Genomic DNA, 26,231 nt, shown 5'->3' on the forward strand with positions numbered 1-26,231 from the left:
GCCGGGGGAGCGGCGGCCTACAGCGGCAGCATCCCCTTCACGCTGAACTGCACCACGCCCAGCTACCAGTTCAGCGGCACCATCACCGTGACCAACAACACGGGCACGGCCGCGCCCATCACCGTGGCGGCGGGCAGCGTGTGCACCGTGAGCCAGGGCGCACTGCCGGGCGTGACGGGTGCCACCTGGGGCGCCCCGGTGTACGTGCAGCCCAGCGGGGCCATGCCCGGGGCGGGCTCGCAGACCATCACGATCACCAATACGCTGACCCTGAACGGTGGCGGCGGCAATGGCAATGGCAATGGGGGCAACGGCAACGGAGGCAATGGCCCCAACGGCAACGCCACGCCCGTGCCCACGCTGGGCGAGGGCGGGCTGGTGGCCCTGGTGGGGCTGATGCTGGCGGCGATGGCCGGGATGCGGCGGCGCGTGCTGCGGGCCTGAGCGGCTGGCCTGTGGACCGGCCCCGCCTTGGTGGCGCAATGCCTGCGTCAGCGTTGGGGCGGGTGCGGTGCAGCCGGCAGCACCCTCGCGCTGCCGGGGGCCGTGGCAGTGCGCCAAGCGCACAACGCTGGCGATGACGGGGTCGATGTTTTCCGGTCCGCCCTCCGAACGGGGGCACTTTCTATTTGCGAAAAGCGTATGCAAACTTCGTCCACCCAGGCTTCGACGCCGCCCCCGCTGCCCCTGTTTTACCGGGAGCTGCAGCCGCTGGACCCGCAGCGGTATCTGGGCCATGGCGTGCGCACGGGCCAGAACTTCACGGCCGCGGCCAAGGCCAATGCCGTGCCGCTGGGGGTGAGCGAGTTTCCGTGGGCCAGCAGACACTATCCGATCGTGTTCGGCCCCGAGGGCCCGGGCAGCATTCCAGTGGCGATCACGGCGGTGGTGGAGGGGCGCAATCTCTTCGTGGACGCGCACGGCGCCTGGGAGCCCGGCGTGTATGTGCCCGGCTACCTGCGCCGGTATCCGTTCTGGGCGCGGGTGGATGAAGGGGTGCAGCAGGCCCACCTGTGGTTCGACCCGCAGGCGGGATACGTGGTGCCGTTGCAGGACGACAGCGCCGCGCGGCCCTTGTTTGACTTTCGCGGGCAGCCCAACGCGGCACTGAACGAGATCGTGCAGTTCTGCCTGCAGTGCCTGCAGGATGAATTCGCGACGGCGCAGTTCATGGCCGCGCTCACCCGCGAGCGGCTGCTGGTGGACAGGCAGGCGCGCATCGAACTCTCGCCCGGCCGGTTCTATGAACTCGGTGGATTCCGCACGGTGGATGCCGAGGCGTTCCACCGCCTCCCGGAGGCCACGCTGGCGCAATGGGTGCGCAACGGCTGGGCGGCGCTGGTGGCGGTGCACCACTGGTCGCTTGCCCACAACTGGCAGCAGCTGCTGGCCCTGCACCATCGCATGGAGCAGCAGCAACAACAAGGCCCGGCCGTCGCGGGGCCTGCGCTGCACCATGCATAGCCTTTGCCGCGGCTTCCTGTGCCTTGTGGCACGGCACCGCACCCCCGCCAACCTTCTGTTCTGGACGGCACGACGATGAGTGGTTTCAGCTTTTCCCTCCGGCCTCCCGGCCTCCCGGCCCCCCGTGGCGTGCTGGTCCATGTGGAAACTGCCCAGTACGTGCTGCGCAGCATCACGGCCGCTGATGTGACGCCGGAGTTTGCGGCGTGGTTCGACGACCCCCTGATGCTGCAGGGCCTGAACCTGCCGGCGCTGCATTTCTCGGTGGAAGGGCTGCGGGCGTTTGTCGCGAGCTTCAACAACCTGGACAATTTTCTGATCGGTGCCTTTGCCCGGGACAGCGGCCAGCTGCGGGGGTTTTACAACTTCAGCGTCAACCCGGCCCACCGGCTGGCCACGCTGACGCTGGGGATGGAGCCGCGGTCCGGGCTGGGGCGCGCCATCTTGTGGGAGACGGCCGGACCGCTGTTCGACGAAATGTTTGCCAAGGCCGCCATCGACAAGATCTCCGGCCGCATCCTGGTGAGCAACCGCCGCGTGCTGTTTGCGTTGATGGACAACGACCATTTCGTCAGCGAAGGGCTGCTGCGCCAGGAGTGCATGGGCCGGGACGGCAAGCGGCTCGACGTTCTTGCCGTCGCCTGCTTCAAGGACGAGGCCCTGCGCCCCAAGAAGACGCCGCCCCACCATGGCTGACGCGGCAGTGCGCGCCGAGCGGCGCATGGGCGGCTTTTCGTCGCTGCCGCAGGCCTTGCGGTATGCGGCCACGGCGTTCCCGGAGCAGGGATTCAGCTACTTCGACGGCCAGGGGCAGTTGAGCGCCCGCATGGGGTATGGCGAGCTGTGGCGCCGCGCCTGCGCGGTGGCGGTCTGGATGCGCACGGGCATTGCCGCCCAGCGGGGCACCCGGATCGGGCTGCTGGCGCAGACGGGGCCGGACTTCATCGTGCATTTCTGTGCGTGCCAGCTGCTGGGGTGGGTTCCCTGCCCGCTGCCGCTGCCCGCCTCGTTGCAGGGCGCCAGCCGCTACCAGCAGGCCCTGGCCAACCTGCAGGCCGCGGCCGGCATTGAGCTGCTGATCGGCCCCCGGCAACTGTTGGCCTCGCTGCAGACAGGCCTGTCCGGGCTGGCGGGGCTGGACTACGAAGCAACGGCCCACCTGGGCGGCGACGAGGCCACCTGCGCTGCGGCCTGGCGGGCCGGTGGTACGCCCGAGCCGTCGGACGTGGCGTATGTGCAGTTTTCCTCGGGTTCGACGGCCCAGCCCAAGGGCATTGCGATTGCGCACCGGGCCTTGATGGCCAATGTGGATGACATCCTGCGCCACGGCCTGCGCGTGGTGCCGCAGGACCGGGCGTTTTCGTGGCTCCCGTACTACCACGACATGGGCTTGGTGGGCCTGCTGCTGGCGCCGATCTGCGGCCAGGTGAGCGTGGATTACCTGGCGCCGTCTTCCTTCGTGCGGCGTCCCCATGTGTGGCTGGCCCTGATGGAGCGGCAGGGCAGCACGATCACCTATGCGCCCGGCTTTGCCTACGCGTTGGCGGCCCGGCGGCTGCCGCCGGGAGCGCCGGTGCCCCGGCTGCACGCGCTGCGGATCGCGGGCGTGGGCGGCGACCAGGTCCACGCCGCCCAGCTGCAGGAATTTGGCCGCGCCCTGGCCCCCCACGGGTTCGACAGGAATGCGTTCAAGCCCAGCTATGGACTGGCGGAAGCTACCCTGGCCGTGACGATGTGCGATGCGCCGTTCGACCGGCTGCAGCGGCACTTTGCCATCGGCGATGACGGCGCGGTGCGGGAGGTGGACGCAGCCGAGCCCGCGGCGCGTGCGCTGGTGAGCTGCGGCAAGGCGCTGCCGGGCTGGACCGTGACCGTGGTGGATGCGCAGGGCCGGCCGCTGCCGCCCCTGCGGGTGGGGGGCATCGTGGTGAAGGGCGAGGCGCAAATGTCGGGCTTGCTGGAACACGGGCGCCTGGAGGCGGTGGACCGGTCGCGGGGCATCGAGACCGGCGACCTGGGCTTCAGGGCCGCCGATGGCGAATGGTTCGTCGTGGGGCGCGGCGCAGACCTGGTCATCGTCCGCGGGAGAAACCTCTGGCCCCTGGACCTGGAGCGGGTGGCTGCGCAAGTCCTGGGGGCCGACACCGACGACCTGATGCTGCTGCAAAAGGAAGGCCCCGGGGCGGAACTGGTGCTGCTGGTGCAGGAGAAGGCCGCGGCCCGTGTGCAGGGCGCGGAGCACCACGGCCATTTGGTGGCGGCGCTGGTGGCCGCCTGTGGCGCGGCCGTGCAGCCTTGCGTGGTGGCCAACGGGACCATTGAGCGGACGTCGTCCGGCAAGAAGGCCCGCGGCCCCACCCGCGCCCGGTTCCTGGGCGGCCGCATTGCGCACCGCCCCATTTTTCCCAGCTGATGATGAAGGACAAGGAAACCATGACCCACTTCGACACAATACAACGGCTGATTGCCGAGAGCCTGCTGATCCCTGCGGAGTCCATCCGCCCGGAGGACGGGATCGCGCAATTGAAGAACATCGACAGCCTGACGTTTGAAATGATTCTGGTCTCGATCGAATCAGAAACCGGCCGCACGATCGATCCCATGGATCTGATGCACGTGAGGACGGTGGGCGATCTGGCAAAGCTCCTGGACTGATGGAACGGCCTGCGCTGTACATCGTCACCGGCACCTCCCGGGGTTTTGGCGAGGCGCTGGCCGCCTTGCTGCTGGAGCAGCCGGGAACGCGGGTGCTGGCGCTGTCCCGGCAGGTCAGTCCGGCCCTGCAGGCGCGCGCCGATGCGCAGGGCGCGGCGCTGGAGCAATGGCCGGTGGACCTGCGCTATGGCGCGGCAGTGGCGCGCCGTCTGGCGCAGTGGCTTGCCGGGCAGCCGGCGCGCTGGCGCGAGGTGTGCCTGGTCAACAACGCCGCGCTGCTGCCCGCCAGGATTGCCCCCGTGTCCGAAAGCGCCGCGGACGACATCGACGACGTGCTGCGCGTGAACCTGCATACGCCCCTGCAGCTGACGGCGCAGTTCCTGCGCAGCACCGAGGCATGGCCGGTGCCGCGCAAGGTTCTCAACATCTCGTCCGGCCTGGCGCGCGCGCCCATGGCCTCCATGGCGCTGTACAGCGCTGCCAAGGCAGGCGTGGACCAGTTCACGCTGTGCCTGGCCCTGGAAGAAGCCCGCAAACCGTTTGGCGCCAAGGTCTGCGCCCTGGCGCCGGGCGTGGTGGACACGGGCATGCAGCAGCAGATGCGCGACACGGCCGAGGCGCAGTTTCCCGACGCGGCGCGGTTTCGCTTTCTGCACGCGTCAAAGCGGCTGATGCCTGCCGCGCAGGCGGCCCGCAAAGCACTCGACCTGCTGGAAAGCCCGGATTTCGGCGCGCGGCCGCTGGCCGAACTGCGCCAGGGGGCCGCAGCCGCCCCGCCCAAAGCGCCCTAGGAGAGCCCATGAAGCACATGAACACCGCGTCCGACTGCTGCACCTACCTGTACGAGCAGGCGCGCAGCGCCCCCGGGCGCAATTCCGTGATCGAATCCGACGGGCGGCGGGTGCTGGTGGTCCAGGACTGGGTCGATGCGGACCGCATCATGCGCCGCAACCTGGCCAACTACCCGAAGAACCTGCACTGGTTCGTGCAGGTGGCCGGCAACTCGCGCCTCACGGAGGAGGGCGAGGCGTGGAAGTTTCGCTGGGACCTGTCCCAGCCCTTCTTCAGCAAGTACGACCATGCCCGTGGCTGCGCGGTGAGCTTGCAGCACGCCCAGAACATGGCCCGGCATCTGGCGGCCTCCAGCGGGCGCGCGGTGCTCGACGAGGGTGTGATCCACGAGAGCATGCTGTCCATCTTCACGCAGATGTTTTTGGAGGTGGCGCTGCAGGACGTGCCCATGCCGCACGGCAATGCGTCCCGGCTGATTGAACTGGCCTCGGCGTTTGCGTTCAAGGCGCCTGGCAAGGAGCGGGGCGGGTACCCGCGCGAGCATCTGCGCGAGATCCTGGCGCTGAGAAAAGAGACCTTTGCCGCGCTGCAATCCCTGCGGGGGCTGCCCCAGCCGGCGCCCCTGCTGAAGAAATTGCTGGACGCCGAGCTGGTGGAAGGCGCGGATTTCCAGTTTGAAAAAGAGCTGGTCATGCTGTTTGGCGCCGGGACGGACACGGCCGCCTATTCCGTGGGCTGGGCGCTGCACCTGCTGGCCCAGTACCCCGAGGTCCAGGCGCGCCTGCAGCGCGCGGTGGATGCGGTGTATGCCGCGCACCCGCAGGGCCCGGCGCTGGCCGAAGCCCTGGCCTCGTGCCCCGAGCTGAAGTACTTCATCGCCGAACTGCTGCGGCTGTATCCGCCGTTGCCGTTCGTGACTCGCGTGGCCAAGGGGGCGGACCAGCTCTCGGACATGGCGGCGCAGCCGGGGGACGTGGTGATCGTGTCCCTGGTGGGGGTGAACCACAAAGGCCTGGCGCGCACCGACCCGTGGGTGCCCGATATCGACGCCGCCATGCGCGAGGGCATCGGGGCCGGCAGCGGCACCCATTCCAGCTTCATCTGGGGGCCGCGCGTCTGTGGCGGCCGGGATTTCGCGCTGCTGGAGCTCAGCGTCGTGCTGGGGGTGCTGGTGCACGAGCTTCAATGCACCGCCTCCTCGCAAGAGGCGCTGGCGTACGAATGGGTGGGGCAAATGCGCCGCAAGGGCGGGCACCGTGTGCGCGTTGCGCCGCGCAGCACGGTCGCGCCAGAGGCACATTTGCCATAAAGGGCCATGCCGGGCGGCGTTCCGCCAGGCCTCAGCCCGCGCCGGCGGTGGTCAGCCGGGCTGCGTCAGCTGCTCCAACCGCGCCAGGTAGTGCATGGCGTGCGCGGTGTCGGGCCCGCACATCTCCACCGACGGCATGAGTTCCGCGCACACGGCCGGGCGCTCGGGCTGCCCGAAGATGCGGCAGCGCGCGTCGTCCCCCAGCTGGATGCAGCGCACCCCCGCCGGCTTGCCCTGCGGCATGCCCGGGATGGGCGAGCTGATGGAGGGGGCGGTGCAGCAGGCGCCGCATCCCGGGCGGCAGGCAGGCGTGGCACGGGGTGCCCCGGTGCAGGGCATCAGGATTTGGACTTTGCCTTGGCCAGTTGTTCGTCGAGCCGGCGCTTGAGGGACTCGTAGGGCTGTACGCCCACCATTTTTTCCCCATCCAACGTGCCGGGCGCCGTGGCACCCAGCACGAACGTGGGGGTGCCGTTGAATCCCAGCCGCCGGGCCTCGGCCGCCGAGGCCTTGATCTTGGCCGTGTAGCGGCCTTCGGCTACGCAGGCGTCAATGCGGCTGCTGTCCAGCCCGGCCGCCTGCACCAGGCGCGCCATGACCGGGGGTGCCAGCGGTTCCGACACGGAGCCGAAGGCCTCCAGCAGCGGCCAGTGCTTGCCCTGTTCGCCAGCGCAGCGGGCGACCTCGGCCGCCCGCTGGGCGTTGGGGTGGATGTCCAGCGGAAGGTCGCGCAGGATGAGGCGGAGCTTGCCCGTATCGATGTAGTCCTGTCGCAGGCGCGACAGGGATTCCTGCAGGAAGCGCTTGCAGAACGGGCATTCGTGGTCGGTGAACATCACCAGCGTGAGCGGGGCGGTGGCCGCGCCCAGCGTGTGGCCTTCCTGGGACAAGTCCACCCGCACGGTGGTGGGGGCTGCCACCGGCGCAGCGGGCGCGGCAGCGGCCGCCCTGGGCTGCTGTTGTTGTTCCAGCAGCTGGCGGATGGCCCGCAGTTCCTGGAGGATGGCCGCGCCTTGTTCGCGGGACAGGGGTTCGGCGTGCGCGGTGCCGGCCAAGCCGGCCATCACCAGCGAGCAGGCCAGTGCGGTGTTGCGGAGGAAGAGGGAAGGCATGGACGTGTGAAGGAAAGGGCGAAGGGAAGCGGGTGGAGCGGGCCGGCCGTATTGTGCGCTGTGGCAGGTGCCGCCACCGCCGGGCTTGGCGGCGGCACCTCTGCGCGGGACTACTGGCAAATGCCGCTGTTGCAGGTGCCGCTCACGCAGTCAGCGGAGACGAGGCACGCATTGCCCGCGTTACAGGCTCCGCAGGTGCCGCCGCAGTCGGTATCGGTTTCGGTGCCGTTCTTGACCTGATCGGTGCAGCTGGCTGGCTGGCAGACGCCCGCGCCGCAGACGTTGCTTTGGCAGTCGGTGCCTGATGAACAGGTCTTGCCCGCTGCACAGGCGCCACAGACGCCGCCACAGTCGGTATCGGTTTCGCTGCCATTCTTGACCTGGTCATTGCAGGCGGCGGGCTGGCAGACGCCACCGGCGCCGCAGACGTTGCTTTGGCAGTCGGTGCCCACGGAGCAGGTTTTGCCGTCCCCACACGCGCCACAGGTGCCGCCGCAGTCCACATCGGTCTCGGTGCCGTTGCGTTGCTGGTCTGAGCAGGTGGGGCCCTGACAGGCGCCGTTGATGCAGGCGCTGCTGTCGCAGGTCTGGCAAATGCCGGGCTGGTAGGCCACGGTGATGGCGCAGTGGGCGCCGCTGCCCAGGAGGCTGCCGCAGCTGTTGGTCTGTGTGAAGCGGCCTTGGGTGCGGATGTCCTGGATATGGATGGGCTGGCCTGTCTGGTTGTCCAGCTGCAGTGTTTGTTGCGAACCGCTGCTGGCAAAGAGGGTGGGGGGCGTCAGGTGGAGTGGCCCCACAGCCTGTGCGTCTCCGTACCAGTGCAGGGCTGCCACCGTGGTGGCGAGAAGCGCGGCCGTCATCAGCGGCGTGGTGCTGCGAAGCCGCAGCAAGCGCTTGCGCGTGGCCAGCAGGATGAAAAGGGCAGCCGCCAGCAAGGTGGTCCAGGACGCGGCCGGCACTGCCATGGCCCCGGACGCCAGCGCCGCTGAGACGCTGCCAAAGCTGGTGTCGATGGTGAGAGAACCCGTTTCAGCGAAGGCGTGCGACGCGCCCCCCAGCGCTGCGAGGAGCGCGATCCCAAATTTTCGTTGCATGGTGTGTTGTGGTTGGTTTTGTAGAGAACGCGGTCCCTCCGGCCGCGCAAAACCATGCTAGCGAGGACTTGTTCGCACGCAACAAATTTATGACCAAGGCGATGGCCTGCAGTTGCCGGGCAAAAAATGCCGGGCTAGGCGGCGGGCGGTGCCAGCCGCTGGCTGGCCCAGAGCACCTGGTCCACCACGGCACGTACGCGGTCGCGGTGGGCTTGCTGCACCAGGGCGCCGCTGTCGTTGAACGCGTTGCCGGCCAGGCCGAGTGCAAACGCCTTGGGTGCGAGCCAGCACTCCGCGTTGATCAGCAGGGGCGCCAGATGGCTTTGCGACCGCAGGCCGCCCAGCGCGCCTGGCGATGCGCTGAGCATGCCCACCACCTTGCCGCGGAACGACTTCCCGCCATCTTCCCAGTCGGGATGGCCTTTGACGGGGCTGGAGGCCCAGTCGATGGTGTTCTTGAGCAGGGCCGTGTAGCTGCCGTTGTATTCGGGCGAGCAGATCACCCAGCCCGGGTGGCGCCACAGAATTTCCTTGAGGCGGATCACGTCGGCCGGCGTGCCCTGGGCTTCGAGGTCGGCGTTGTACAGCGGGATGTTGAAATCCGACAGCTCCAGCAGCGTGACAGCGGCACCCGCGTCGCGCGCGATGGCGGCCGTGGCGTGGGCCAGTTTGCGGTTGAACGACTGCTGGCGGGTGCTGCCGGCGAAAACGAGGAGGGAAGGGGCGGTGTGAGGCATGGTGCCCACGATTGGACCATGGCCGCACCACAGGAATCCTGCAAGCCTGTTTCACGTGGAACAACGGGGTTGCCGTCATGGCAAAACCCGCAAGGCGTGCAAAGTGGGAAAATTGCGGGTTGCCCGCTCAGCGGGCTTTTCACCAATGGGCCGCGAGGGCCCCGGAGCGTTTTCATGTTGTACCCCCAGGAATTTGATGTGATCGTGGTTGGCGGTGGCCATGCCGGCACCGAGGCCGCGCTAGCCGCTGCGCGCATGGGCAGCCGCACGCTGCTGCTCACCCACAACATCGAGACCCTGGGGCAGATGAGCTGCAACCCCAGCATCGGCGGCATCGGCAAGGGCCACCTGGTGAAGGAGGTGGACGCGCTGGGCGGTGCCATGGCCTTGGCCACGGACGAGGGCGGCATCCAGTTCCGCATCCTCAACAGCTCCAAGGGCCCGGCCGTGCGCGCCACGCGGGCGCAGGCCGACCGCATTCTGTACAAGGCCGCCATTCGCCGCATGCTGGAGAACCAGCCCAACCTGTGGCTGTTCCAGCAGGCGGTGGACGACCTGATGGTGGAGGGCGACCGCGTGGTGGGTGCCGTCACGCAGGTGGGCATCCGCTTCCGCTCGCGCACGGTGGTGCTCACGGCCGGCACCTTCCTGGACGGCAAGATTCATGTGGGGCTGAACAACTACGCGGCAGGTCGGGCAGGGGACCCGCCGGCGGTGTCGCTCTCGGCCCGCCTGAAGGAGCTGAAGCTGCCGCAGGGGCGCCTGAAGACCGGCACGCCGCCGCGCATCGATGGGCGCAGTATCGACTTCTCGAAGTGCACCGAACAACCCGGTGATGGCATGCCCGGCGGCGTGAACGAGGGCACGGTGCCCGTGTTCAGCTTCCTGGGCCATGCGCAGATGCACCCGAAGCAGGTGCCGTGCTGGATCACCCACACCAACGAGCGCACGCACGAGATCATCCGCAGCGGCTTTGACCGCAGCCCCATGTTCACCGGCAAGATCGAAGGCGTGGGCCCGCGCTACTGCCCCAGCGTGGAAGACAAGATCAACCGCTTTGCCGACAAGGACAGCCACCAGATCTTCCTGGAGCCGGAAGGGCTGACCACGCACGAGGTCTACCCCAACGGCATCAGCACCAGCCTGCCGTTCGACATCCAATACGCCCTGGTCCGCAGCATGCCCGGGCTGGAGAACGCCCACATCCTGCGCCCGGGCTACGCCATCGAGTACGACTACTTCGACCCGCGCTCGCTCAAGAGCAGTTTTGAAACCCGCCAGATCCAGGGCCTGTTCTTTGCCGGCCAGATCAACGGCACCACCGGCTACGAAGAGGCAGCAGCCCAGGGTTTGTTTGCGGGCATCAACGCCGCGCTGCAATGCCGGGGCGAGGCCCCTTGGCTGCCTGGCCGGGACGAGGCCTACCTGGGTGTGCTGGTGGATGACCTGATCACCAAGGGCGTGACCGAGCCCTACCGCATGTTCACCAGCCGCGCCGAGTTCCGCCTGCAGCTGCGCGAGGACAACGCCGACATGCGCCTCACGGAAGTGGGTCGCAAGATGGGCTTGGTGGACGACGTCCGCTGGGATGCTTTCAGCCGCAAGCGCGATGCTGTTTCACGTGAAACAGAGCGCCTCAAGGCCACCTGGGTGAATCCGCGCAACCTGCCTGCGGCCGAGTCCGAGCGCGTGCTGGGCAAGAGCATCGAGCACGAATACAACCTGTTTGAACTGCTGCGCCGGCCGAACGTGAGCTACGCCAGCCTGATGAGCCTGGACGGTGGCAAGTACGCCACCGCGGATGTTTCACGTGAAACGCTGGGCGAATTGACCGAACCCGTGCTGGAGCAGGTGGAGATTGCCGCCAAATACGCCGGCTACATCGACCGGCAAAAGGGCGAAGTAGAACGCGCCGCTCACTTCGAGAAGCTGCGCCTGCCGCCCGACCTGGACTACATGCAGGTGACGGCGCTGAGCATCGAGGCCCGACAGGTGCTCAACCGCCACCGGCCCGAAACCCTGGGCCATGCCTCGCGCATCACGGGTATCACACCGGCGTCGATCTCGCTGCTGATGGTGCACTTGAAGAAGGGCGGGTTCAAGGAGTTTGCCGCAATGCCCGCCAAGGCGGAGGGCGAAACGGCATGAGCACTGCACCCAACCACGACACCCTGCGAGCGCAGCTGGAGGCTGGCGTCCAGGCCCTCGGGCTGAACCTGAGCGCAGCCCAGGTGGACCGGCTGATGGACTTTTTGTCCCTGCTGCAAAAGTGGAACAAGGTCTACAACCTCACGGCCGTGCGTGACCCGCAGGAGATGCTGACCCACCACCTGCTCGACAGTCTGGCCGCGGTGGCGCCGCTGCGCAGGCAGGCGGCGCGGGTGGGGGAGGGGGGCGCCGCACCGGTCAAGCTGCTGGACGTGGGCTCCGGGGGCGGTCTGCCTGGCGTGGTGTTTGCCGTCTGCTGTCCGGACGTCGATGTGAGCTGCGTGGACACCGTGGGCAAGAAGGCGGCGTTCATCCAGCAGGCGGCGGTGGCGTTGAAACTTCCCAACCTGCACGGCGTGCATGCCCGTGTAGAGACGCTGGCGGGTCCGTTTGACGTCATCAGCTGCCGGGCGTTTGCCTCGTTGCCGGACTTCGTGGCCTGGTCGCGCAGCGCCCTGGCCGTGCCCCATGGCGTGTGGCTGGCCATGAAGGGCAAGCGGCCCGACGACGAAATCGCGGCGTTGCCGCCCGGGGTGACAATGTTTCACGTGGAACCGCTGGTGGTTCCGGGCCTGGAGGCCGAGCGCTGCATCGTCTGGATGCGACCGGTCGCGTAAACTCGGCCTCTCGTTTCTTGGGCGGGCGTTGCGGTGCAGCGCCGCCCGTCCACTGCCCGGGGGGTTCATGTTCGGCATTGCAGACTACGGCGCGTTCGTCGCCGCCATCGTGTTGTTCCTGGCCATTCCCGGCCCCGGCAATCTGGCGCTCATCACCTCCACCAGCAAGGGCGGCGTGCGCGGCGGGATGGCCGCCACCATGGGCGTGATTGCCGGCGACCAGGTGCTCATGTGGGCGGCCGTGGCCGGCGTGGCGGCACTGCTGGCAACCTATCCGGCAGCCTTCAACGCCGTGCAGTGGCTGGGCGCAGCCTACCTGGCTTGGCTGGGTTTCAAGATGCTCACGGCCAAGCCCGGCGCCAAGCCCATCCTGAACATCCAGCCGCGGCATTATTTCCGGCAGGCCGGGCTCATCACGCTGCTCAACCCCAAGGCCATCGTGTTCTACATGGCTTTCTTCCCGTTGTTCGTGGATCCCGCCCGCCACCAGGGTCTCGTCACCTTTGGCGTGATGGCCGCCACCATTGCCGTGCTGACCTTTGCCTATGGCCTCACGGTGGTGCTGCTCACCCACCATCTGGCCGAGCGCATGCGCGCCAACCCGCGCATCGGCCGCACCCTGGAGAAGCTGGCCGGTGTGTTCCTGGTTGGCTTCGGCATCAAGCTGGCCCTTTCCAAATAAACCCCACCGAGCGCTGAAACCACATGGCCAAGATCTTTTGCGTTGCCAACCAGAAGGGCGGGGTCGGCAAGACCACCACCACCGTCAACCTCGCCGCCGGCCTGGCCAAGATCGGCCAGCGCGTGCTGATGGTGGACCTGGACCCGCAGGGCAACGCCACCATGGGCTCGGGCGTGGACAAGCGCAGCCTCGACCTCACGGTGTACGACGTGCTGCTCGAATCCGCCTCGGTGAAGGAGGCGGCCGTGCTGTCCGACAAATGCGGCTACTGGGTGCTGGGCGCCAACCGCGAGCTGGCTGGGGCCGAGGTGGAGCTGGTGACGCTGGAGCACCGCGAGAAGCGCCTGAAGGCCGCGCTGGCGGAGGCCGATGGTGACTTCGACTTCGTGCTCATCGACTGCCCGCCGTCCCTCAGCATGCTCACCCTCAACGGCCTGTGCAGCGCGCACGGCGTGATCGTGCCCATGCAGTGCGAGTACTTCGCGCTGGAAGGGCTCACGGACCTGGTCAACACCATCAAGCAGGTGCATGCCAACCTCAACCCCGACCTGCAGATCATCGGCTTGCTGCGCGTGATGTTCGACCCGCGCATCACGCTGCAGCAGCAGGTGAGCGACCAGCTCAAGGGCCACTTCGGCGACAAGGTGTTCAACACCGTGATCCCGCGCAACGTGCGCCTGGCCGAAGCGCCCAGCTACGGCCTGCCCGGCGTGGTGTTCGACCCCAGCGCCAAGGGCAGCCAGTCGTTTGTCGAATTTGCGCACGAGATGGTGCAGCGCGTGCAGACCATGCCCGCCGCCGCAACATCCATGGCAAAAATGGCCTCCAGCGCTTGATGGATAAGCGCAAGCAGCTATTTATTTCATAGCATGAAGCCTGTTCAGATCCTGCTGCTGCCCGGCTGGCAGAACTCCGGCCCCGGCCACTGGCAAAGCCGCTGGGAGGCACTGCACGGCGACCAGCGCGTGGAGCAACACGACTGGATGCGCCCCCTGCGCGGCGACTGGTCGGCCCGCCTGGAGGAAACCGTGGCCGACGCCGACGGCCCCGTGGTGCTGGCCGCGCACAGCCTGGGCTGCATCCTCACCGCCTGGTGGGCGGCGCACACCCGCCACGCCGCCAAGGTGCGCGGCGCGCTGCTGGTGGCGCCGGGCGACGTGGAGCGGCCCGACCTGGCCGAAGTGATCCCGGGCTGGGCGCCCATCGCCCGCCAGCCCCTGCCGTTCCCCGCCGTACTCGTGGGGAGCCGCAATGACCCGTACTGCAGCTTTGACCGCGTGCGGTCCCTGGGCGACGCCTGGGGCGCGCGGTTCGTCGACTACGGCGAGCGCGGGCATATCAATGCCGAATCCGGGCTGGGCGACTGGGAAGAGGGGCGGGCCTGGCTGCGCACCGAGTTCAACATCTGACGTGAGAGAAAACGACAACACCATGGTCACCAAAAAACCCAAGGGCCTCGGCCGCGGCCTCGAAGCGCTGCTCGGCCCCAAGGTCGAAGACAAAGTGGAGCAGGCCCAGGCCGCTGAAGCCGGCCTGCCCAGCACCTTGCCGCTCTCCGCGCTGGTGCCCGGCGTGTACCAGCCGCGCACGCGCATGGACGAGGGCGCGCTGTACGAGCTGGCCGAATCCATCAAGGCCCAAGGCATCATGCAGCCGATACTTGTTCGCCGTCTCGACGACGAACAAGCTCGGCTGCGCCGACAAGAACGAGCATCGCAGGGGCCCTCCCCTGCGATGGGCGCCCTCAGCGCAACAGGGCCGTTGTACGAAATCATCGCGGGCGAGCGGCGCTTTCGCGCTTCGCGCCTGGCCGGCCTGGCCGAGGTGCCGGTGCTGGTGCGCGACGTGCCCAACGAGTCCGCCGCCGCCATGGCGCTCATCGAGAACATCCAGCGCGAAGACCTCAACCCGCTGGAAGAAGCCCAGGGCCTGCAGCGCCTGGTGCGCGAATTCGGCCTCACGCACGAGCAGGCCGCGCAGGCCGTGGGCCGCTCGCGCAGCGCCGCCAGCAACCTGCTGCGCCTCTTGAACCTGGCCGATCCGGTGCAGACCATGCTCATGGCTGGCGACATCGACATGGGCCACGCGCGCGCGCTCTTGGCGCTGGACCGCGCCGCGCAGATCACGGCGGGCAACCAGATCGCGGCCAAGAAGCTGTCGGTGCGCGAGGCCGAGGCGCTGGTGAAGAAGCTCAGCGCCGAGTTCAGCCTGGTGCCGCAAAAGCCCCAAAAGGAAAAGTCGCGCGACCTGAAGCGCGTGGAAGAAGAGCTGTCCGACCTGCTCATGGCCGAGGTCGAGGTGCGCGTGAAAAAGCGCGTCAAGCGCAACGGCCGGGTGGAGGACATGGGCGAGCTGGCCATCCAGTTCGGCTCGCTCGAAGCGTTGAACGGCCTCATCGATCGCCTGCGCGGCTGAAGGGGGGTCTTCTCCGGCGGCGCGGTTCTTGTCGCCGCGCTGGGCGGCGTGAAATAGCGCACGGAAACGGTTTCCAGCCGTAACTTGGGCGGGCAAAATGCGTTCGCGCGGGGCCTACACTGCGCTGCGTTCAACACACCCGGGTTGACCGCAAGGCCTCACCCCAGGGCGGCGACGGTGCCGCCCTGCGGCCCACGTTGGTTTGCCGGGTGATCCCCGCATCTCCTGGAGCAGACCCATGACCCCTTCGCGCTTGTCCCCCGTGTGCCTGGCTTTACTGGCTGCGGGCCTGGGCCTCGCCAGCCTGGGCGCCCAGGCCCAGAACACCAAAGCCCCCAAGGTCCAGCTGTGGATGGACCTGTCCACCGGCACCATGGCGGGCATGCCCGAGATGGACAGCCTGCCCGGCGGCGGCATGCTCGGCGGCCTCATGGGGGGCATGGGCGGCGGCGCGCTGGGCAGGGGGGCGGGCAGCGGCAACACGGCGTATGGCAACGCGCGCGCCATGTCGGTCATGCCGCCGCGCGTCATCGACATCGCCCTGCACAACAGCCTGCGCCCGGGCGTGGAGGCCAGCCAGGCCATTCCGCCCGGCATGCGCATGGGCGAGTCCCTGCCGCTGGTGCCGCCCCGCGCGCAGCCCACGCAGACGGAACCGGGCGAGGTGCCGCAGGAGTACCAGCAGCACCAGCCCAAGGGCCGCATCCTGCTGTACTGGGGCTGCGGCAGCACCGTGCGCGCAGGCCAGCCCCGGGTGATCGACCTGGCACGCGCCAAGCCCACGGACTACGCCCAGGCCTTTGCCGGCCGGGCCGTGCCCGACCGCGGCCCGCGCGTGGGGCCGGCCTATGCGCTGTACCCCAACGAGCGCAACCAGGTGAACCTGTCGCGGGACAGCTCGGTGGTGGGCGAGCACCAGGTGCGCGGGGAGGGCATCCCCGCGTCCATGAAATTCACGCTGGGCGCGGCGCAGGACCTGATGCCTGCCATCGACCTGCGCACCACCGGCAAGCCGCAGGACAGCATGGGCACGAGCTGGCAGCCCGTGCGCAATGCGCGAGCCTACTACCTGCACGCCCTGTCGCAGAACGGGGACGACCTGGTGATGTGGTCCAGCGCCGAGACACCGGACACCGGCATGGGCCTGTTCGACTACTTGGCGCCCGCCACCATCGACCGCTGGCTCAAGGAGCGCGTGCTGCTGTCGCCCGAAACTACGCAGTGCGCGATCCCGCAGGGCATCTTTGCCGGCGGCGGGCGCGACGCCACGCCCATGCTGCGCATGATGGCCTATGGCGGCGAGAGCACCATCGTGCACCCGCCGCGCCCCGCCGACCCCAAGGCCGCGTGGGAGCCTGAGTGGTCCGTGCGTGTGCGCGTGAAGTCGCACACCATGGCGATGCTGGGCGAGGAAATGGCGCAGGGCGCACGCGGCGGCATGGGCTCGGCAGCGCCGGGCGCAGCGGCCGGCGGGGCGTATACGAGCGGCATGGGCGGCGGCTCGGCGCCCGCAGGCCAGCCGCCTGCGGGTGAAGGCGGCGCGGACCCCGGCAGCGTGGTCAACCCGGTGAACCTGTTGCGCGGCATTTTTGGCCGCTGAGGGGGGCTGCAGGGTGTCGTCGCTGCGCATGCCCTGGCCGTTGCCCGCGCTCGCCGCGTGGGCGGGCGCGTGGCTTGTCTTCGCGGCCCTGCAGCGGGCCGCCGTGCCGCCGGCCGCGGCCCTGGTGGTGGCCTGCCTGCTGGGCACGGCCGCCAGCGTCCTCGGGTCCACCTGGTGGCGCCGCGGCCTGATTGCGGCGGGGTTTCCGCTCTCGCTGGCGCTGCTGGGCGGTGCCAGCCTGCCGCACTGGGCGTGGCTGGTGCCCCTGGCGCTGCTGCTGTGCGTGTACCCCCTCAATGCCTGGCGCGATGCGCCCCTGTTCCCCACGCCCCCGGGCGCGTTGCAGGCATTGCCTGCGCACGCGCCGCTGCCGGCCGGTGCGCGGGTGCTGGACGCTGGCTGCGGCCTGGGCGATGGGCTCAAGGCGCTGCGCCGGGCGTACCCGCAGGCGGCGCTGGAAGGCGTGGAATGGAGCTGGCCGCTGCGGCTGCTGTGCGCGCTGCGCTGCCCGTGGGCGCAGGTGCGGCAGGGCGACATGTGGGCAGCCGACTGGCGGCCCTTCCAGATGGTCTACCTGTTCCAGCGGCCCGAGAGCATGGAGCGGGCCCTGGCCAAGGCGCAGGCGGAACTGGCGCCGGGCGCCTGGCTGGCCAGCCTGGAGTTCGCGGTGCCCGGCGTGGTGCCCAGTGCCCGGTGCGGCGTGCCGGGCGGGCGCGTGGTCTGGCTGTACCGCCTGCCGCTGGACCGCCGCACCGGCACCGGGGATTGACATGCCGCAACCTGGGGGCTGCAAGGGCCGTTGCCGCGCCTGGCGGTTACACAAAAGATACAAGCATTTGCTACATTGCGCGCCGGGCTACAAGTCCACACAAAATTACCTAAAAACTCACAGCCAGAAGAGGGGCTGTACGCAGCACGCGCATGCGCCGGGAGGGGGCGCACCGGCTGGCGACGCCCCCGTGGCCCGAGGCATTCCTTTTTCCAGTTCCTGCCCATCCTGCGGGTGCGCCGCCCTGAGCGCTGCGCCGGCAAGGCCGTGCGGGCCCGCGGGGGGACGGTGTTCGGGTGTTCTGGCGTGAAGCCGCCGACCGATTTGCAAGGAGCATTGATGACGACCACCGCCTTCCCGCCCCGTTTCCGCCCGCGCCTCGTCTGGGCACTGGCCCTGAGCGCCGCCCTGACCGGCTGCGCCACCATGCAGAGCCACGACAAGCTGGCCACCGACATGCAGTCGGCCGGCCGCTCGGGCGGCATTCCGGCCGCGCTGGCCAGCCTGGAGAGCACGGCCAAGACGGAAGAGGAAAAGACCGCGCTGCTCTACAACATGGAACGTGGCGAGCTGCTGCGCATGGACCGCCGCTACCCCGACAGCACCAACGCCTTCCTGCTGGCCGACAACAAGGTCAAGGAATGGGAGGAAACCGCCAAGACCAATCCAGCCAAGCTGATGGGCACCGTGGGCGCAGCCATCGTTAGCGAGCGGCTGAAGGTCTATGAAGGCCAGGACTACGAAAAGGTGTGGCTGACCACGCGCCTGGCCCTGAACCGCATGGCCGTGGGTGACTTCGAGAACGCCCGCGTGGACATCAAGCGCACGCACGAGCGCGAGGCCATCATTGCCGAGTTCCGCGCCAAGGAAACCCTGGCGGCCGAAGAAGAGGCCAAGTCCAAGGGCGCCACCTCGGGCGGCAAGGAGCTCAACGGCTACCCGGTGGAAACGCTCAACGACCCCGAGGTGCTGGCCCTCAAGAACGGCTACTCCAACGCCCTCAGCCACTACCTCGCCGGCTTCCTGTATGAAATGCTCAATGAGCCCGGCCTGGCGGCGCCCGGCTACCGCAAGGCCATCGAGCTCAAGCCCGACACCCCCATCCTGGAAGAAGGCCTGCGCGGCCTGGACCAGCGCACCGGCTTCACCTGGAAGCGCCGCCAGCGCATGACCGACGTGCTCTTCCTGGTCGAGGCGGGCGACGCCCCGGCGCGCAAGCCCAAGGCCTTCACCGTGCCCGTGCCCACGGGCCGCGGCCTGGTCACGGCCAGCATTTCCTATCCGGTGATCGAGCCGTCCAAGGACGCTCCCCTCACGGTGATCTCTGCCGCCGGCACGGACCTCAAGCTGGAAAAGGTGGTGGACGTGAACGTGATGGCCCGCCGCGCGCTCAAGGACGAAATGCCGGGCATGGTGCTGCGCGGCTTCACCCGCGCCGTGGCCAAGGGCGTGCTGCAGAACGAGCTGCAAAAGCGCGGCGGCCTGATCGGCGGCATCATCGGTGCGGCCGCCTCGGTGGCCACCGAAGGGGCCGACGACCGCATGTGGCGCATGCTGCCCGGCCGCGTGTACGTGGCCCGCGGCTACCTGCCGCCCGGCGAACATGTGGTGAGCGTGAACGGCCGCCAGTTGCCCCAGCCCATCAAGATCGACGGCCAGTACGCCCTGGTGCCCCTGCGCATGTACGACAACAGCGTGCTGACCGGCGACGTGGCCATGCTGGGCCAGCTGCCCACCGTGGCGGCCGCCCCGCAGCCTGCCGCCGCGGAGACCACCACGACCGTGCGCACGACGACCACCACCACCACCCGCACGCGTTCGGCGCCCAAGGGCGCGGTCAAGTCCACGTCCACTGCGCCGGCCGCCAAGAACTGAGCGCGATTGCGCTGTGACGAACCCCCACCGATTGTTGTCCCCCTTCCAAGGAGCCCCAGGCATGAGAACCCGCCTTGCTGTACCCGCTGCCGCTCTGTGCGCAGCCTTGATGATGACCCTGGCCGGCCCTGCCCAGGCCCAGCTGCATGACCCTGCCACCCCGCTGGCCGTGGCCTCCAAGATCGCCCTGCGCGGCGAGGCCAACAGCATCGCCGTGCGCGAGATGCGCATCGTGCGCAAGAACGACATCCTGGTCGTGCAGGCCGACATGGCCAACATGGGCCGCACCGACCGCACCGTGTTCTACCGCTTCAAGTGGCTGGACAACGTGGGCAACCAGGTGGGCGACGGCGAATCGTGGAAACAGATGACCGTGCTGGGCCTGGGGCAGCAGACCGTGAAGAGCGTGGCGCCGACGAACGCTGCCGTGGATCTGCGCCTTGAAATGAATGTGGAGCCGCGCTGAAGACATGAAGCACCCCCTGAGTCGCTTCGCGCCTTCCCCCTCTCTCACGCTGCGCGTGGGAGGGGGACGCAGCCAGGGCGGCGGGGCGGCCCTTGCCCGGCTGCCCGCGCCTGCGTCGCGCCGGTTTCAACCGTTAGCTGCAGTGTGAACTGCTATGTCTTACTAAGGAACACCAAACCATGACCCAAAATCCCATCCAGCGCACTGCGCTCATCCTGGCCTTTGCCGCCAGCACCCTGGCCCTGTCGGCCTGCCAGAACCTGTCCTCGCCCACCGTGCGTTTCGACCGCCAGGTCAACTACGGCGACGCCAAGGCCGTCGAGCTGGTCACCAACGAATTCGGCTCCACCGACCTGCAGATGATTGCCGAGAAGATGACCGGCGGCCTGCTCGAAACCGGCATCTTCCAGGGCCGTCCCACGGTGACGATCTCCACGGTGAAGAACAAGACCAGCGAGTACATCGACACCACCAACGTGATGAACTCCATCCAGACCGCGCTGGTCAAGTCGGGCAAGGTGCGCTTCGTGCGTTCCATCAACGAGATGCAGGCCGGCGTGGACGAGCTGCAGCGCCAAAACCAGAGCGGCCTGTACAAGCAGGGCACCACCGCCAAGGTCGGCCAGATGACCGCGGCCAAGTACAGCATGGAGGGCGAGCTGACCAGCATCGTCAAGCAGAACAACACGACCAAGGACGTGTACTACAAGTTCACGCTGAAGCTGTTTGATGTGCAGGAAGGCACGATCGAGTGGCAGGACGAAAAGGAAATCCGCAAAACGAGTAAGCGCTGAAGCAGGACATCCCCCTGAGGCGCTGCGCGCCTTCCCCCTTCTCTCGAACTGCTGCGCAGTTCGGGAAGGGGGACGCCGCCAGCGCTGCGGGGCGGCCCTTGCGCGGCGGCCGCTGGTCTGGGCCGCGCCAGTTTCGAAGGATGTCGGTGCTATTGCTCGCATCCCTCGATAAATCCATGAATTCCTGTTAGCTCACAAGGAGCATCACATGCAACGCAGAACCACCTTGCACACGGCCCTGGCCGTGATCGCGGCCACCACGCTGGCCTGGGGCGCGGGCGCGCAGGCGCAGCAGCCGGGCGCGGCGCCCAAGATCGCCGTGACCGACCTGGCCTACGCCCAGCGCGTGTCCGAATACTTCGTGGCCGGCACCTACCAGCGCAGCAGCCAGATGAGCGCGCAGGGCAGCCAGGGCGGCGGCTACAGCCACGGCATGTACGGCGGCGGTGGCTCGTACTCGGGCCAGCAGTCCATGCAGGCGTCCGAGCAGGCCAGCGGCACCTATGTGGCCGGGCGCTACAGCTACATCGAGCAGCGCGAGCTGGGCGGCTACACCAACGACATCAAGGGCGCCATCCTGCAGGGCACCTATTTCAAGCTGGTGCAGGGCAAGGGTTTTGACGCCGGCAAGCCCCAGCCCAGCAAGGCGGAGCAGGTGCTCAACCAGGTGCAGGGCGGCAAGATGGCCACGCCGCAGGTGCAGCCCCAGGTCAACGACGTGATCGCCCGCATCAAGAAGGGCGAGTTCAACGGCGCCGACTACGTGCTCTTCGGCGTGGTGTCGAGCATCGAGTTCACCGACGCGCTTTCCCCCCTGCAAGGCACCACCAGCGCCACGCGCCAGTACGGCCTGCAGCTGCTGGCGGACTTCTCGCTCATCAACACCAAGACGTACGAGATCAAGGCCGCGTTCTCCGCCCAGGGCGAGGGCAACGACACCAAGATCCTGTCCAACCGCGGCGACATCGCGCCGCCCAACCGTGCCAAGGTGATGCGCGAGACCTCGCTGTCGCTGGCGCAGGACGTGTACCAGCAGCTCGCCATGCAGCTGGGCTACTCCGACCCGAACCTGGCCCGCGGCGTGCGCCCGGCGCCCATGTACCCCCAGGGCGGCCAGCCCATGCCCGTGCCGGTGCCCCAGCAGCCGGAGCAGGTCATCATCCTGAAGTAACGGGCGGGCAGCGCGCCCCTGAAGGGGCTGGCGGGTTTCCGGTGAGGTTCGCCGGCCTGCCAGCGCCCTGCGTTGCAGCCCCCGGCCCCGGGGCTTGCGCAGTCGTGCCAGACTTCAGGGGTGCGTAATCTCAAAAACCTTCTTGTGGGTGCCGCAGCCCGGCTGCGGTGTCCGGGCCGCGCGCCGCTGGCCCTTGCCGTCTCGCTGGCGGCCGTTCTGGCCCTGGGCGGGTGCGCCGCGCCGCCGCCGTTCTATGCGGCTGCGGCCTCCGAATCGCTGGCGGATGTGTACGGCAAGGAGGCCTCTTCGGGGGCTTCCACCGGGGCCTCTCCCGGAGCCTCTTCTGCGCCCGCCCAGGCGCCTGCGGCGCCGGCCCCTAGCCCTTCCGAACCCGTCTTCGTCCGCCACCCGCTTCCCGGGGTGGGCGGCGCCACGCTGCAAGCCCTGGTGCGCGATGCGCGTACGGCGCCGCGGCGCTACCGGGTCATCGTCATCCCCGGCTCGGGTTGCGCCGGGATGGGCAGCATTGCCGACCGCTATTTCGCCGGCCTGCTGCATGCGCAAGTGCTGGTGCTGCACAAGCCGGGCGTGGACCCGCAGGCGCGCACCGCACCGGGCGACTGTGGCCGCGACTTCGTGCAGCAGGACCGCTTGTCCACCTGGCTTGCGCATGCCCGGGCGGCCCTGCAGGCCGATGCACGGGAGCGTGCCCAGGCGGGCGCCCCCGAGCTGCCCCAGCTGCTGGTAGGAATCTCCGAAGGCGCCGAGCTGCTGCCGGCGCTGGCGCCCGAGGTGCCGCAGCTGGCGGGCCTGGTGGTGCTGTCCTCCAGTGGCCTGGACCCCCAGGAGGCCGGAGCCCTGCAGGCGCAACGCCTGGAGGCACAGGCCGACTGGCAGGCCCTGGGCGAAGCCCAGGCGGGCGGGCGGGCCGACAGCGCCGTGCTGCAGGGCCGCAGCCTGGGGTATTGGCGCGATCTGTGGAACTGGCCCCTGACCCTGCCGCTGGTGCAAAGCCCCTGGCCGCTCCTGCAGGTGTGGGGCAGCGACGATGCCCTGGTACCCGCTGCGGCGTACGAGCGCTTTGCGCGCCTGGCCGCCGTGCGGGCGGTGCCGTACTGCGGCCGCCGCCTGGACGGAGCCGACCACGGCCTGCAGCGCCGCGCGGAAGGCATGGATGCGGTGCAGTTGGTGTGGTCCTGGGTCGAGCAATGGGCCCGCACCCCGTCGGGGGGGCTGTGCGGGCCGCTGCTGCTGCAGCCCTGACGGATGTGACGGGCGGCGGCCCGGATCAGGCCACGGATTCCGCAGCGCCCGCCTGCTGGCCGAAGAACCGCCCCGGCGGCAGGCCCACCGTGCGGCGCACCATCGCGCTGAATGCGCTCGGGCTGTAGCCCAGCTCTGCAGCAATCTGGCCCATGGGCATGCGGCCGGCGGCCAGCGCCACGGCCTTGGCCAGGATCACCTGCTGGCGCCACTGGGTGAAGGTGCTGCCCAGCTCCGCACGAAACAGCCTTGCCACGGTGCGCGGGCTGGCGCCGGTGTCCTGCGCCCAGTCGGCGAGGGTCTCGTGGCGCGTGGGGTCGGCCAGCACGGCTTCGCACAGGTGCAGCAGGCGCTTGTCCTGCGGCAGGTCCACGCCCAGCTTCACGGCGGCGGCGCGGGCCAGTTCGTCCTGGATGAGGGCGCTCAGGTGCTGCTCGCGCAGCCGCTCGGCCGGCGTCGGTGCGGGGCCGCCGTCGGGGGTGGTGGGCATCTCGCGCACCAGGGCCCGCAGCAGGTCCGACACCTCCAGCACGCGGCACTGGCGCCAGTCGGGTAGGCCCGTGTCCGGCGCGGCATCGTGCGGCCGGCCACGGCCTGGCGCACCTTCGGCGCCCAGTGCGCCCGGCCCGCACCGGCCGCGTGGCTGGTGGAAGTACAGCGTGCGCAAGTCCGCGTCCTCCACCATGGTCACGGCGTGCCGCACACCGGGCGGGATCCACAGCGCCCGCGAGGGCGGCACGATGTAGGTGCCGTGGCTTACTGTCAGGCGGATCACGCCGGTGGTCGAGATCGCCACCTGGGCCCAGGGGTGGCTGTGCGGCATCACCTGCGTGTCGGCGGCCAGCCAGCGCAGCTTGGCGCGCACGGGGCGCGCGCTGGTGGGCACGAACAGCTCGGGCGTGAGCGAGTCCACATAGGCGATCCCCCGCCGTTCCCGGGGCAGCACGGCGGCGGCGGGGTGCGGGGGCCGTAAGGCGGGTGTTGGCATGTTTGCGACAGAAGTTGTCCGTCTATCGTAAACCTGCCGCGGTCGGCCTGCCTAAGATCAAGTCCATGACCCAGCCTTCCGCCCCCCACGCCTCCGCCCCGGTGCCCCTGCGCCAGGATGCCCGCACGATCGGACTGATCGGCCTGGCCCACGGCAGCTCCCACTTCTTCCACATGCTGCTGCCGCCGCTGTTCCCCTGGCTGATCGGCGAATTCGGTTTCAGCTATTCCGAGCTGGGGCTCCTGGTCTCCGTGTTTTTCGTCATCTCGGGCGTGGGCCAGGCGCTGTCGGGTTTTCTGGTGGACCGGGTGGGTGCCCGGCCGGTGATGTTCTTTGCGCTGTCGAGTTTCGCGGCCGCCGGCCTCGTGGCGGGCACCGCGCAGGGCTACACCGGGCTGCTGGTGGCCGCTGCGCTGGCGGGCCTGGGCAACGCGCCGTTTCACCCGGTGGACTTCACCATCCTGAACAAGCGGGTGTCGCCGCAGCGGCTGGGCCACGGCTTCTCGGTGCACGGCATCAGCGGCAACCTCGGCTGGGCCACGGCGCCCGTCTTCATGGCCGGCATTGCCACGGCCACGGGCTCGTGGCGCACGGCCTGCCTGTGCGGCGGCCTGCTGGCCCTCACGGTGCTGGCCATCATGGTGTGGAACCGCGACGCTCTCGACGACCGCCAGGGCGCCTGGGCGCACCAGGCCAAGGGCGGGGCAGGGGCTGCCAAGCCCGAACACCCCATGGCCTTCCTCAAGCTGCCCTCGGTGTGGCTGTGCTTCTCGTTCTTCTTCTGGAGCACCTGCGCATTGAGCGCCATCCAGAGCTTTGCCAGCCCCGCGCTCAAGAGCATGTACGGCCTGCCGCTGAGCGTGACGGCCATGGTGGTCACCGGCTACATGCTGTGCGGCGCGGCGGGCATGCTGGTGGGCGGCTTCCTGGTGGGGCGCGTGCAGCGGCTGGAGAAGATCATCTCGGTGTGCCTGCTGGGCTCGGCCGCCCTGCTGGTGGTGGTGGCTTCGGGGCTGCTGCCGGGCATGGCGGCGCTGGTCGTGGCCTCGGTGGCCGGGTTGGGCACAGGTCTGGCCGGCCCCTCGCGCGACATGCTCATCAAGCGCGCCGCGCCCCCCGGGGCCACGGGCCGCGTGTATGGCACGGTGTACTCGGGCCTGGACCTGGGCTTTTGCCTGGCGGCGCCGGTGTTCGGCGCCATGCTGGACCACGGCATGACGGCGGGCATCTTCTATGGCTCGGCCGTGACCCTGGCGCTGAGCGTGGTGTCGGCGGCGCTCGTGGGCGTGGGCGTGGCGGCGCGGGCTGCGCGGCCCCTGGCGGCGGCGGCCTGAGGGCGCCGGGTATCCTCGGGCCATGCCATTTCCCCTCGAAGAACGCCGCGCCTTGCTCGGTGTGAAGGGCGTGGGCCCCACGGTGGTTGCCCGGCTGGAGCAGATGGGCTTTGAATCGCTGGCGCATCTGGGCAAGGCCAATGCCCTGGACATTGTTTCCACGGCCTCGGCCATGGTGGGCTCCACCTGCTGGAAGAACAGTCCCCAGGCCCGTGCTGCCATCCAGGCGGCCATTGCACTGGCCCAGTCGCGGGCGGCTTGACCTTCGGGCTGCACGCCGGGCCGTCGTGTGTTGCAATGCGGCCCGGCGCGGGGCATCCGGTGCCCCGGCCGTTGCTTCACATCCTTTCAGGAATCCCCTCCATGACTTCGCCGCTGTACAACGCCAGTGTTCCCGTGTTCCGCCAGATGCTCGGTTCGCTCAAAGACATCCTGGCCAAGACCGAAGCCCACGCCACGGCCCGCAAGATCGAGCCGGACGCCCTGCTGCAGGACCGGCTCTTCCCCGACATGTTCCCCATGGCCCGGCAGGTGCTGATCGCCTGTGATTTTGCGAAGGGGGTGGCAGCACGCCTGGCGGGCGTGGCGGTGCCGTCGTTTCCCGACCCTGAGCGCCCCGGTTTTGCCGACCTGCGCGAGCGCATCGAGACCGTGCTGGCGTTTATCGACGGCCTGCCGCAGGAGGCGTTTGCCGACGCGGCCACGCGCCAGATCACCGTCCAGCCCGGCACGCCGCGCGAACGGCAGTTCGTGGGAGAGCAATACCTGCTGCACTACGGCCTGCCGCAGTTTTTCTTCCATGTGACCACCGCCTATGCCCTGGCCCGCCACAACGGTGTGGAGCTGGGCAAGCGCGATTACATGGGCCAGTTCTGAGGCTGGGACT

28 protein-coding genes are annotated in these 26,231 nt (G+C 69.0%); 23 read left to right on the forward strand and 5 right to left on the reverse strand.

What is annotated here, in order from left to right; translation table 11 throughout:
- The 7 genes from LWW96_RS07120 to LWW96_RS07150 all read left to right on the forward strand — a co-directional run.
- A partial coding sequence (locus tag LWW96_RS07120) for an IPTL-CTERM sorting domain-containing protein (RefSeq protein WP_291485434.1) occupies window positions 1–444 on the forward strand: 444 nt, incomplete at its 5' end.
- A gap of 198 nt (window positions 445–642) precedes the next feature.
- On the forward strand, window positions 643–1,464 hold the full coding sequence (locus LWW96_RS07125; RefSeq protein ID WP_291485435.1) for a SapC family protein: 822 nt from the start codon (window positions 643–645) through the stop codon (window positions 1,462–1,464).
- A gap of 75 nt (window positions 1,465–1,539) precedes the next feature.
- Complete coding sequence (locus tag LWW96_RS07130; protein ID WP_291485436.1) at window positions 1,540–2,160, forward strand: GNAT family protein; 621 nt, start codon at window positions 1,540–1,542, stop codon at window positions 2,158–2,160.
- On the forward strand, window positions 2,153–3,877 hold the full coding sequence (locus tag LWW96_RS07135; protein ID WP_291485437.1) for an AMP-binding protein: 1,725 nt from the start codon (window positions 2,153–2,155) through the stop codon (window positions 3,875–3,877). Before LWW96_RS07130 ends, LWW96_RS07135 begins: the two co-directional genes overlap by 8 nt.
- A 20-nt stretch (window positions 3,878–3,897) precedes the next feature.
- Window positions 3,898–4,119, forward strand: a complete 222-nt coding sequence (locus tag LWW96_RS07140) for an acyl carrier protein (protein ID WP_291485438.1) — start codon at window positions 3,898–3,900, stop codon at window positions 4,117–4,119.
- Window positions 4,119–4,910: an SDR family NAD(P)-dependent oxidoreductase gene (locus LWW96_RS07145; protein WP_291485439.1), complete on the forward strand. Its 792-nt coding sequence runs from the start codon at window positions 4,119–4,121 to the stop codon at window positions 4,908–4,910. The genes LWW96_RS07140 and LWW96_RS07145 overlap by 1 nt, the downstream gene beginning before the upstream one ends.
- An 8-nt stretch (window positions 4,911–4,918) precedes the next feature.
- On the forward strand, window positions 4,919–6,220 hold the full coding sequence (locus LWW96_RS07150) for a cytochrome P450 (protein ID WP_291485440.1): 1,302 nt from the start codon (window positions 4,919–4,921) through the stop codon (window positions 6,218–6,220).
- A 51-nt stretch (window positions 6,221–6,271) separates the two neighbouring features.
- On the opposite strand, the gene LWW96_RS07155 is transcribed toward LWW96_RS07150, so the two are convergent.
- From LWW96_RS07155 to LWW96_RS07170, 4 genes are all read right to left on the reverse strand, one after another.
- Window positions 6,272–6,559, reverse strand: coding sequence for a YkgJ family cysteine cluster protein (locus LWW96_RS07155; protein ID WP_291485441.1), 288 nt, complete (start codon window positions 6,557–6,559; stop codon window positions 6,272–6,274).
- On the reverse strand, window positions 6,559–7,332 hold the full coding sequence (locus LWW96_RS07160; RefSeq protein ID WP_291485442.1) for a thioredoxin domain-containing protein: 774 nt from the start codon (window positions 7,330–7,332) through the stop codon (window positions 6,559–6,561). Before LWW96_RS07160 ends, LWW96_RS07155 begins: the two co-directional genes overlap by 1 nt.
- A gap of 110 nt (window positions 7,333–7,442) precedes the next feature.
- Window positions 7,443–8,426 carry a hypothetical protein gene (locus tag LWW96_RS07165; RefSeq protein ID WP_291485443.1) on the reverse strand — a complete coding sequence of 328 codons (984 nt, stop codon included), beginning with the start codon at window positions 8,424–8,426 and terminating at the stop codon, window positions 7,443–7,445.
- A 134-nt stretch (window positions 8,427–8,560) separates the two neighbouring features.
- Window positions 8,561–9,163 (reverse strand): NAD(P)H-dependent oxidoreductase, encoded by a 603-nt coding sequence (locus LWW96_RS07170; RefSeq protein WP_291485444.1) that lies wholly within the window; start codon window positions 9,161–9,163, stop codon window positions 8,561–8,563.
- A gap of 174 nt (window positions 9,164–9,337) precedes the next feature.
- Between LWW96_RS07170 and mnmG the strand changes: the two genes are divergently transcribed.
- The 13 genes from mnmG (at window position 9,338) to LWW96_RS07235 (ending at window position 23,023) form a co-directional block, all read left to right on the forward strand.
- On the forward strand, window positions 9,338–11,311 hold the full coding sequence (gene mnmG / locus LWW96_RS07175; RefSeq protein WP_291485445.1) for a tRNA uridine-5-carboxymethylaminomethyl(34) synthesis enzyme MnmG: 1,974 nt from the start codon (window positions 9,338–9,340) through the stop codon (window positions 11,309–11,311).
- The gene (gene rsmG / locus LWW96_RS07180) at window positions 11,308–11,988 is read left to right on the forward strand and encodes a 16S rRNA (guanine(527)-N(7))-methyltransferase RsmG (RefSeq protein WP_291485446.1); all 681 of its coding nucleotides are present in this window, start codon (window positions 11,308–11,310) and stop codon (window positions 11,986–11,988) included. Before mnmG ends, rsmG begins: the two co-directional genes overlap by 4 nt.
- Window positions 11,989–12,055: 67 nt before the next feature.
- Entirely contained in the window at window positions 12,056–12,670 is a 615-nt protein-coding gene (locus LWW96_RS07185; protein WP_291485447.1) for a LysE family transporter, read from the forward strand.
- A gap of 23 nt (window positions 12,671–12,693) precedes the next feature.
- Window positions 12,694–13,506, forward strand: coding sequence for an AAA family ATPase (locus tag LWW96_RS07190; RefSeq protein ID WP_291485448.1), 813 nt, complete (start codon window positions 12,694–12,696; stop codon window positions 13,504–13,506).
- A gap of 33 nt (window positions 13,507–13,539) precedes the next feature.
- On the forward strand, window positions 13,540–14,079 hold the full coding sequence (locus LWW96_RS07195; protein ID WP_291485449.1) for an alpha/beta fold hydrolase: 540 nt from the start codon (window positions 13,540–13,542) through the stop codon (window positions 14,077–14,079).
- 22 nt (window positions 14,080–14,101) lie between these two features.
- Window positions 14,102–15,085, forward strand: a complete 984-nt coding sequence (locus LWW96_RS07200; protein ID WP_291485450.1) for a ParB/RepB/Spo0J family partition protein — start codon at window positions 14,102–14,104, stop codon at window positions 15,083–15,085.
- A gap of 238 nt (window positions 15,086–15,323) precedes the next feature.
- A complete protein-coding gene (locus LWW96_RS07205; RefSeq protein ID WP_291485451.1) occupies window positions 15,324–16,685 on the forward strand; it encodes a hypothetical protein in 1,362 nt (453 codons plus the stop codon).
- A gap of 28 nt (window positions 16,686–16,713) precedes the next feature.
- Window positions 16,714–17,454: a class I SAM-dependent methyltransferase gene (locus LWW96_RS07210; protein ID WP_291485452.1), complete on the forward strand. Its 741-nt coding sequence runs from the start codon at window positions 16,714–16,716 to the stop codon at window positions 17,452–17,454.
- A 339-nt stretch (window positions 17,455–17,793) separates the two neighbouring features.
- Entirely contained in the window at window positions 17,794–19,329 is a 1,536-nt protein-coding gene (locus LWW96_RS07215; RefSeq protein ID WP_291485453.1) for a hypothetical protein, read from the forward strand.
- Between the two features lie 61 nt (window positions 19,330–19,390).
- Window positions 19,391–19,795, forward strand: a complete 405-nt coding sequence (locus LWW96_RS07220; protein ID WP_291485454.1) for a YcfL family protein — start codon at window positions 19,391–19,393, stop codon at window positions 19,793–19,795.
- Between the two features lie 179 nt (window positions 19,796–19,974).
- On the forward strand, window positions 19,975–20,589 hold the full coding sequence (lpoB, locus tag LWW96_RS07225) for a penicillin-binding protein activator LpoB (protein ID WP_291485455.1): 615 nt from the start codon (window positions 19,975–19,977) through the stop codon (window positions 20,587–20,589).
- Between the two features lie 208 nt (window positions 20,590–20,797).
- Window positions 20,798–21,760, forward strand: coding sequence for a hypothetical protein (locus LWW96_RS07230; RefSeq protein ID WP_291485456.1), 963 nt, complete (start codon window positions 20,798–20,800; stop codon window positions 21,758–21,760).
- A gap of 144 nt (window positions 21,761–21,904) precedes the next feature.
- A complete protein-coding gene (locus LWW96_RS07235; protein WP_291485457.1) occupies window positions 21,905–23,023 on the forward strand; it encodes an alpha/beta hydrolase in 1,119 nt (372 codons plus the stop codon).
- A gap of 25 nt (window positions 23,024–23,048) precedes the next feature.
- Here LWW96_RS07235 and LWW96_RS07240 read toward each other — a convergent pair whose 3' ends face one another.
- Complete coding sequence (locus LWW96_RS07240; protein ID WP_291485458.1) at window positions 23,049–24,011, reverse strand: helix-turn-helix transcriptional regulator; 963 nt, start codon at window positions 24,009–24,011, stop codon at window positions 23,049–23,051.
- A 65-nt stretch (window positions 24,012–24,076) separates the two neighbouring features.
- Here LWW96_RS07240 and LWW96_RS07245 point away from each other — a divergent pair, with 65 nt between their 5' ends.
- The 3 genes from LWW96_RS07245 (at window position 24,077) to LWW96_RS07255 (ending at window position 26,221) form a co-directional block, all read left to right on the forward strand.
- Entirely contained in the window at window positions 24,077–25,345 is a 1,269-nt protein-coding gene (locus LWW96_RS07245) for an MFS transporter (RefSeq protein WP_291485459.1), read from the forward strand.
- Between the two features lie 22 nt (window positions 25,346–25,367).
- Window positions 25,368–25,607 carry a helix-hairpin-helix domain-containing protein gene (locus LWW96_RS07250; RefSeq protein WP_291485460.1) on the forward strand — a complete coding sequence of 80 codons (240 nt, stop codon included), beginning with the start codon at window positions 25,368–25,370 and terminating at the stop codon, window positions 25,605–25,607.
- 101 nt (window positions 25,608–25,708) lie between these two features.
- The gene (locus LWW96_RS07255; RefSeq protein ID WP_291485462.1) at window positions 25,709–26,221 is read left to right on the forward strand and encodes a DUF1993 domain-containing protein; all 513 of its coding nucleotides are present in this window, start codon (window positions 25,709–25,711) and stop codon (window positions 26,219–26,221) included.
- Window positions 26,222–26,231: the final 10 nt, after the last annotated feature.

The sequence above is a fragment of the Acidovorax sp. genome (genome assembly GCF_021287135.1).
In the GTDB taxonomy this organism is placed as follows: domain Bacteria; phylum Pseudomonadota; class Gammaproteobacteria; order Burkholderiales; family Burkholderiaceae_C; genus Acidovorax.

Coding starts and splice junctions, on each gene's coding strand:
- LWW96_RS07125 (WP_291485435.1), top strand. CDS start 643: ATGCAAACTTCGTCCACCCAGGCTTCGACGCCGCCCCCGCTGCCCCTG.
- LWW96_RS07130 (WP_291485436.1), top strand. CDS start 1,540: ATGAGTGGTTTCAGCTTTTCCCTCCGGCCTCCCGGCCTCCCGGCCCCC.
- LWW96_RS07135 (WP_291485437.1), top strand. CDS start 2,153: ATGGCTGACGCGGCAGTGCGCGCCGAGCGGCGCATGGGCGGCTTTTCG.
- LWW96_RS07140 (WP_291485438.1), top strand. CDS start 3,898: ATGACCCACTTCGACACAATACAACGGCTGATTGCCGAGAGCCTGCTG.
- LWW96_RS07145 (WP_291485439.1), top strand. CDS start 4,119: ATGGAACGGCCTGCGCTGTACATCGTCACCGGCACCTCCCGGGGTTTT.
- LWW96_RS07150 (WP_291485440.1), top strand. CDS start 4,919: ATGAAGCACATGAACACCGCGTCCGACTGCTGCACCTACCTGTACGAG.
- LWW96_RS07155 (WP_291485441.1), bottom strand. CDS start 6,559: ATGCCCTGCACCGGGGCACCCCGTGCCACGCCTGCCTGCCGCCCGGGA.
- LWW96_RS07160 (WP_291485442.1), bottom strand. CDS start 7,332: ATGCCTTCCCTCTTCCTCCGCAACACCGCACTGGCCTGCTCGCTGGTG.
- LWW96_RS07165 (WP_291485443.1), bottom strand. CDS start 8,426: ATGCAACGAAAATTTGGGATCGCGCTCCTCGCAGCGCTGGGGGGCGCG.
- LWW96_RS07170 (WP_291485444.1), bottom strand. CDS start 9,163: ATGCCTCACACCGCCCCTTCCCTCCTCGTTTTCGCCGGCAGCACCCGC.
- mnmG (WP_291485445.1), top strand. CDS start 9,338: ATGTTGTACCCCCAGGAATTTGATGTGATCGTGGTTGGCGGTGGCCAT.
- rsmG (WP_291485446.1), top strand. CDS start 11,308: ATGAGCACTGCACCCAACCACGACACCCTGCGAGCGCAGCTGGAGGCT.
- LWW96_RS07185 (WP_291485447.1), top strand. CDS start 12,056: ATGTTCGGCATTGCAGACTACGGCGCGTTCGTCGCCGCCATCGTGTTG.
- LWW96_RS07190 (WP_291485448.1), top strand. CDS start 12,694: ATGGCCAAGATCTTTTGCGTTGCCAACCAGAAGGGCGGGGTCGGCAAG.
- LWW96_RS07195 (WP_291485449.1), top strand. CDS start 13,540: ATGAAGCCTGTTCAGATCCTGCTGCTGCCCGGCTGGCAGAACTCCGGC.
- LWW96_RS07200 (WP_291485450.1), top strand. CDS start 14,102: ATGGTCACCAAAAAACCCAAGGGCCTCGGCCGCGGCCTCGAAGCGCTG.
- LWW96_RS07205 (WP_291485451.1), top strand. CDS start 15,324: ATGACCCCTTCGCGCTTGTCCCCCGTGTGCCTGGCTTTACTGGCTGCG.
- LWW96_RS07210 (WP_291485452.1), top strand. CDS start 16,714: ATGCCCTGGCCGTTGCCCGCGCTCGCCGCGTGGGCGGGCGCGTGGCTT.
- LWW96_RS07215 (WP_291485453.1), top strand. CDS start 17,794: ATGACGACCACCGCCTTCCCGCCCCGTTTCCGCCCGCGCCTCGTCTGG.
- LWW96_RS07220 (WP_291485454.1), top strand. CDS start 19,391: ATGAGAACCCGCCTTGCTGTACCCGCTGCCGCTCTGTGCGCAGCCTTG.
- lpoB (WP_291485455.1), top strand. CDS start 19,975: ATGACCCAAAATCCCATCCAGCGCACTGCGCTCATCCTGGCCTTTGCC.
- LWW96_RS07230 (WP_291485456.1), top strand. CDS start 20,798: ATGCAACGCAGAACCACCTTGCACACGGCCCTGGCCGTGATCGCGGCC.
- LWW96_RS07240 (WP_291485458.1), bottom strand. CDS start 24,011: ATGCCAACACCCGCCTTACGGCCCCCGCACCCCGCCGCCGCCGTGCTG.
- LWW96_RS07245 (WP_291485459.1), top strand. CDS start 24,077: ATGACCCAGCCTTCCGCCCCCCACGCCTCCGCCCCGGTGCCCCTGCGC.
- LWW96_RS07250 (WP_291485460.1), top strand. CDS start 25,368: ATGCCATTTCCCCTCGAAGAACGCCGCGCCTTGCTCGGTGTGAAGGGC.
- LWW96_RS07255 (WP_291485462.1), top strand. CDS start 25,709: ATGACTTCGCCGCTGTACAACGCCAGTGTTCCCGTGTTCCGCCAGATG.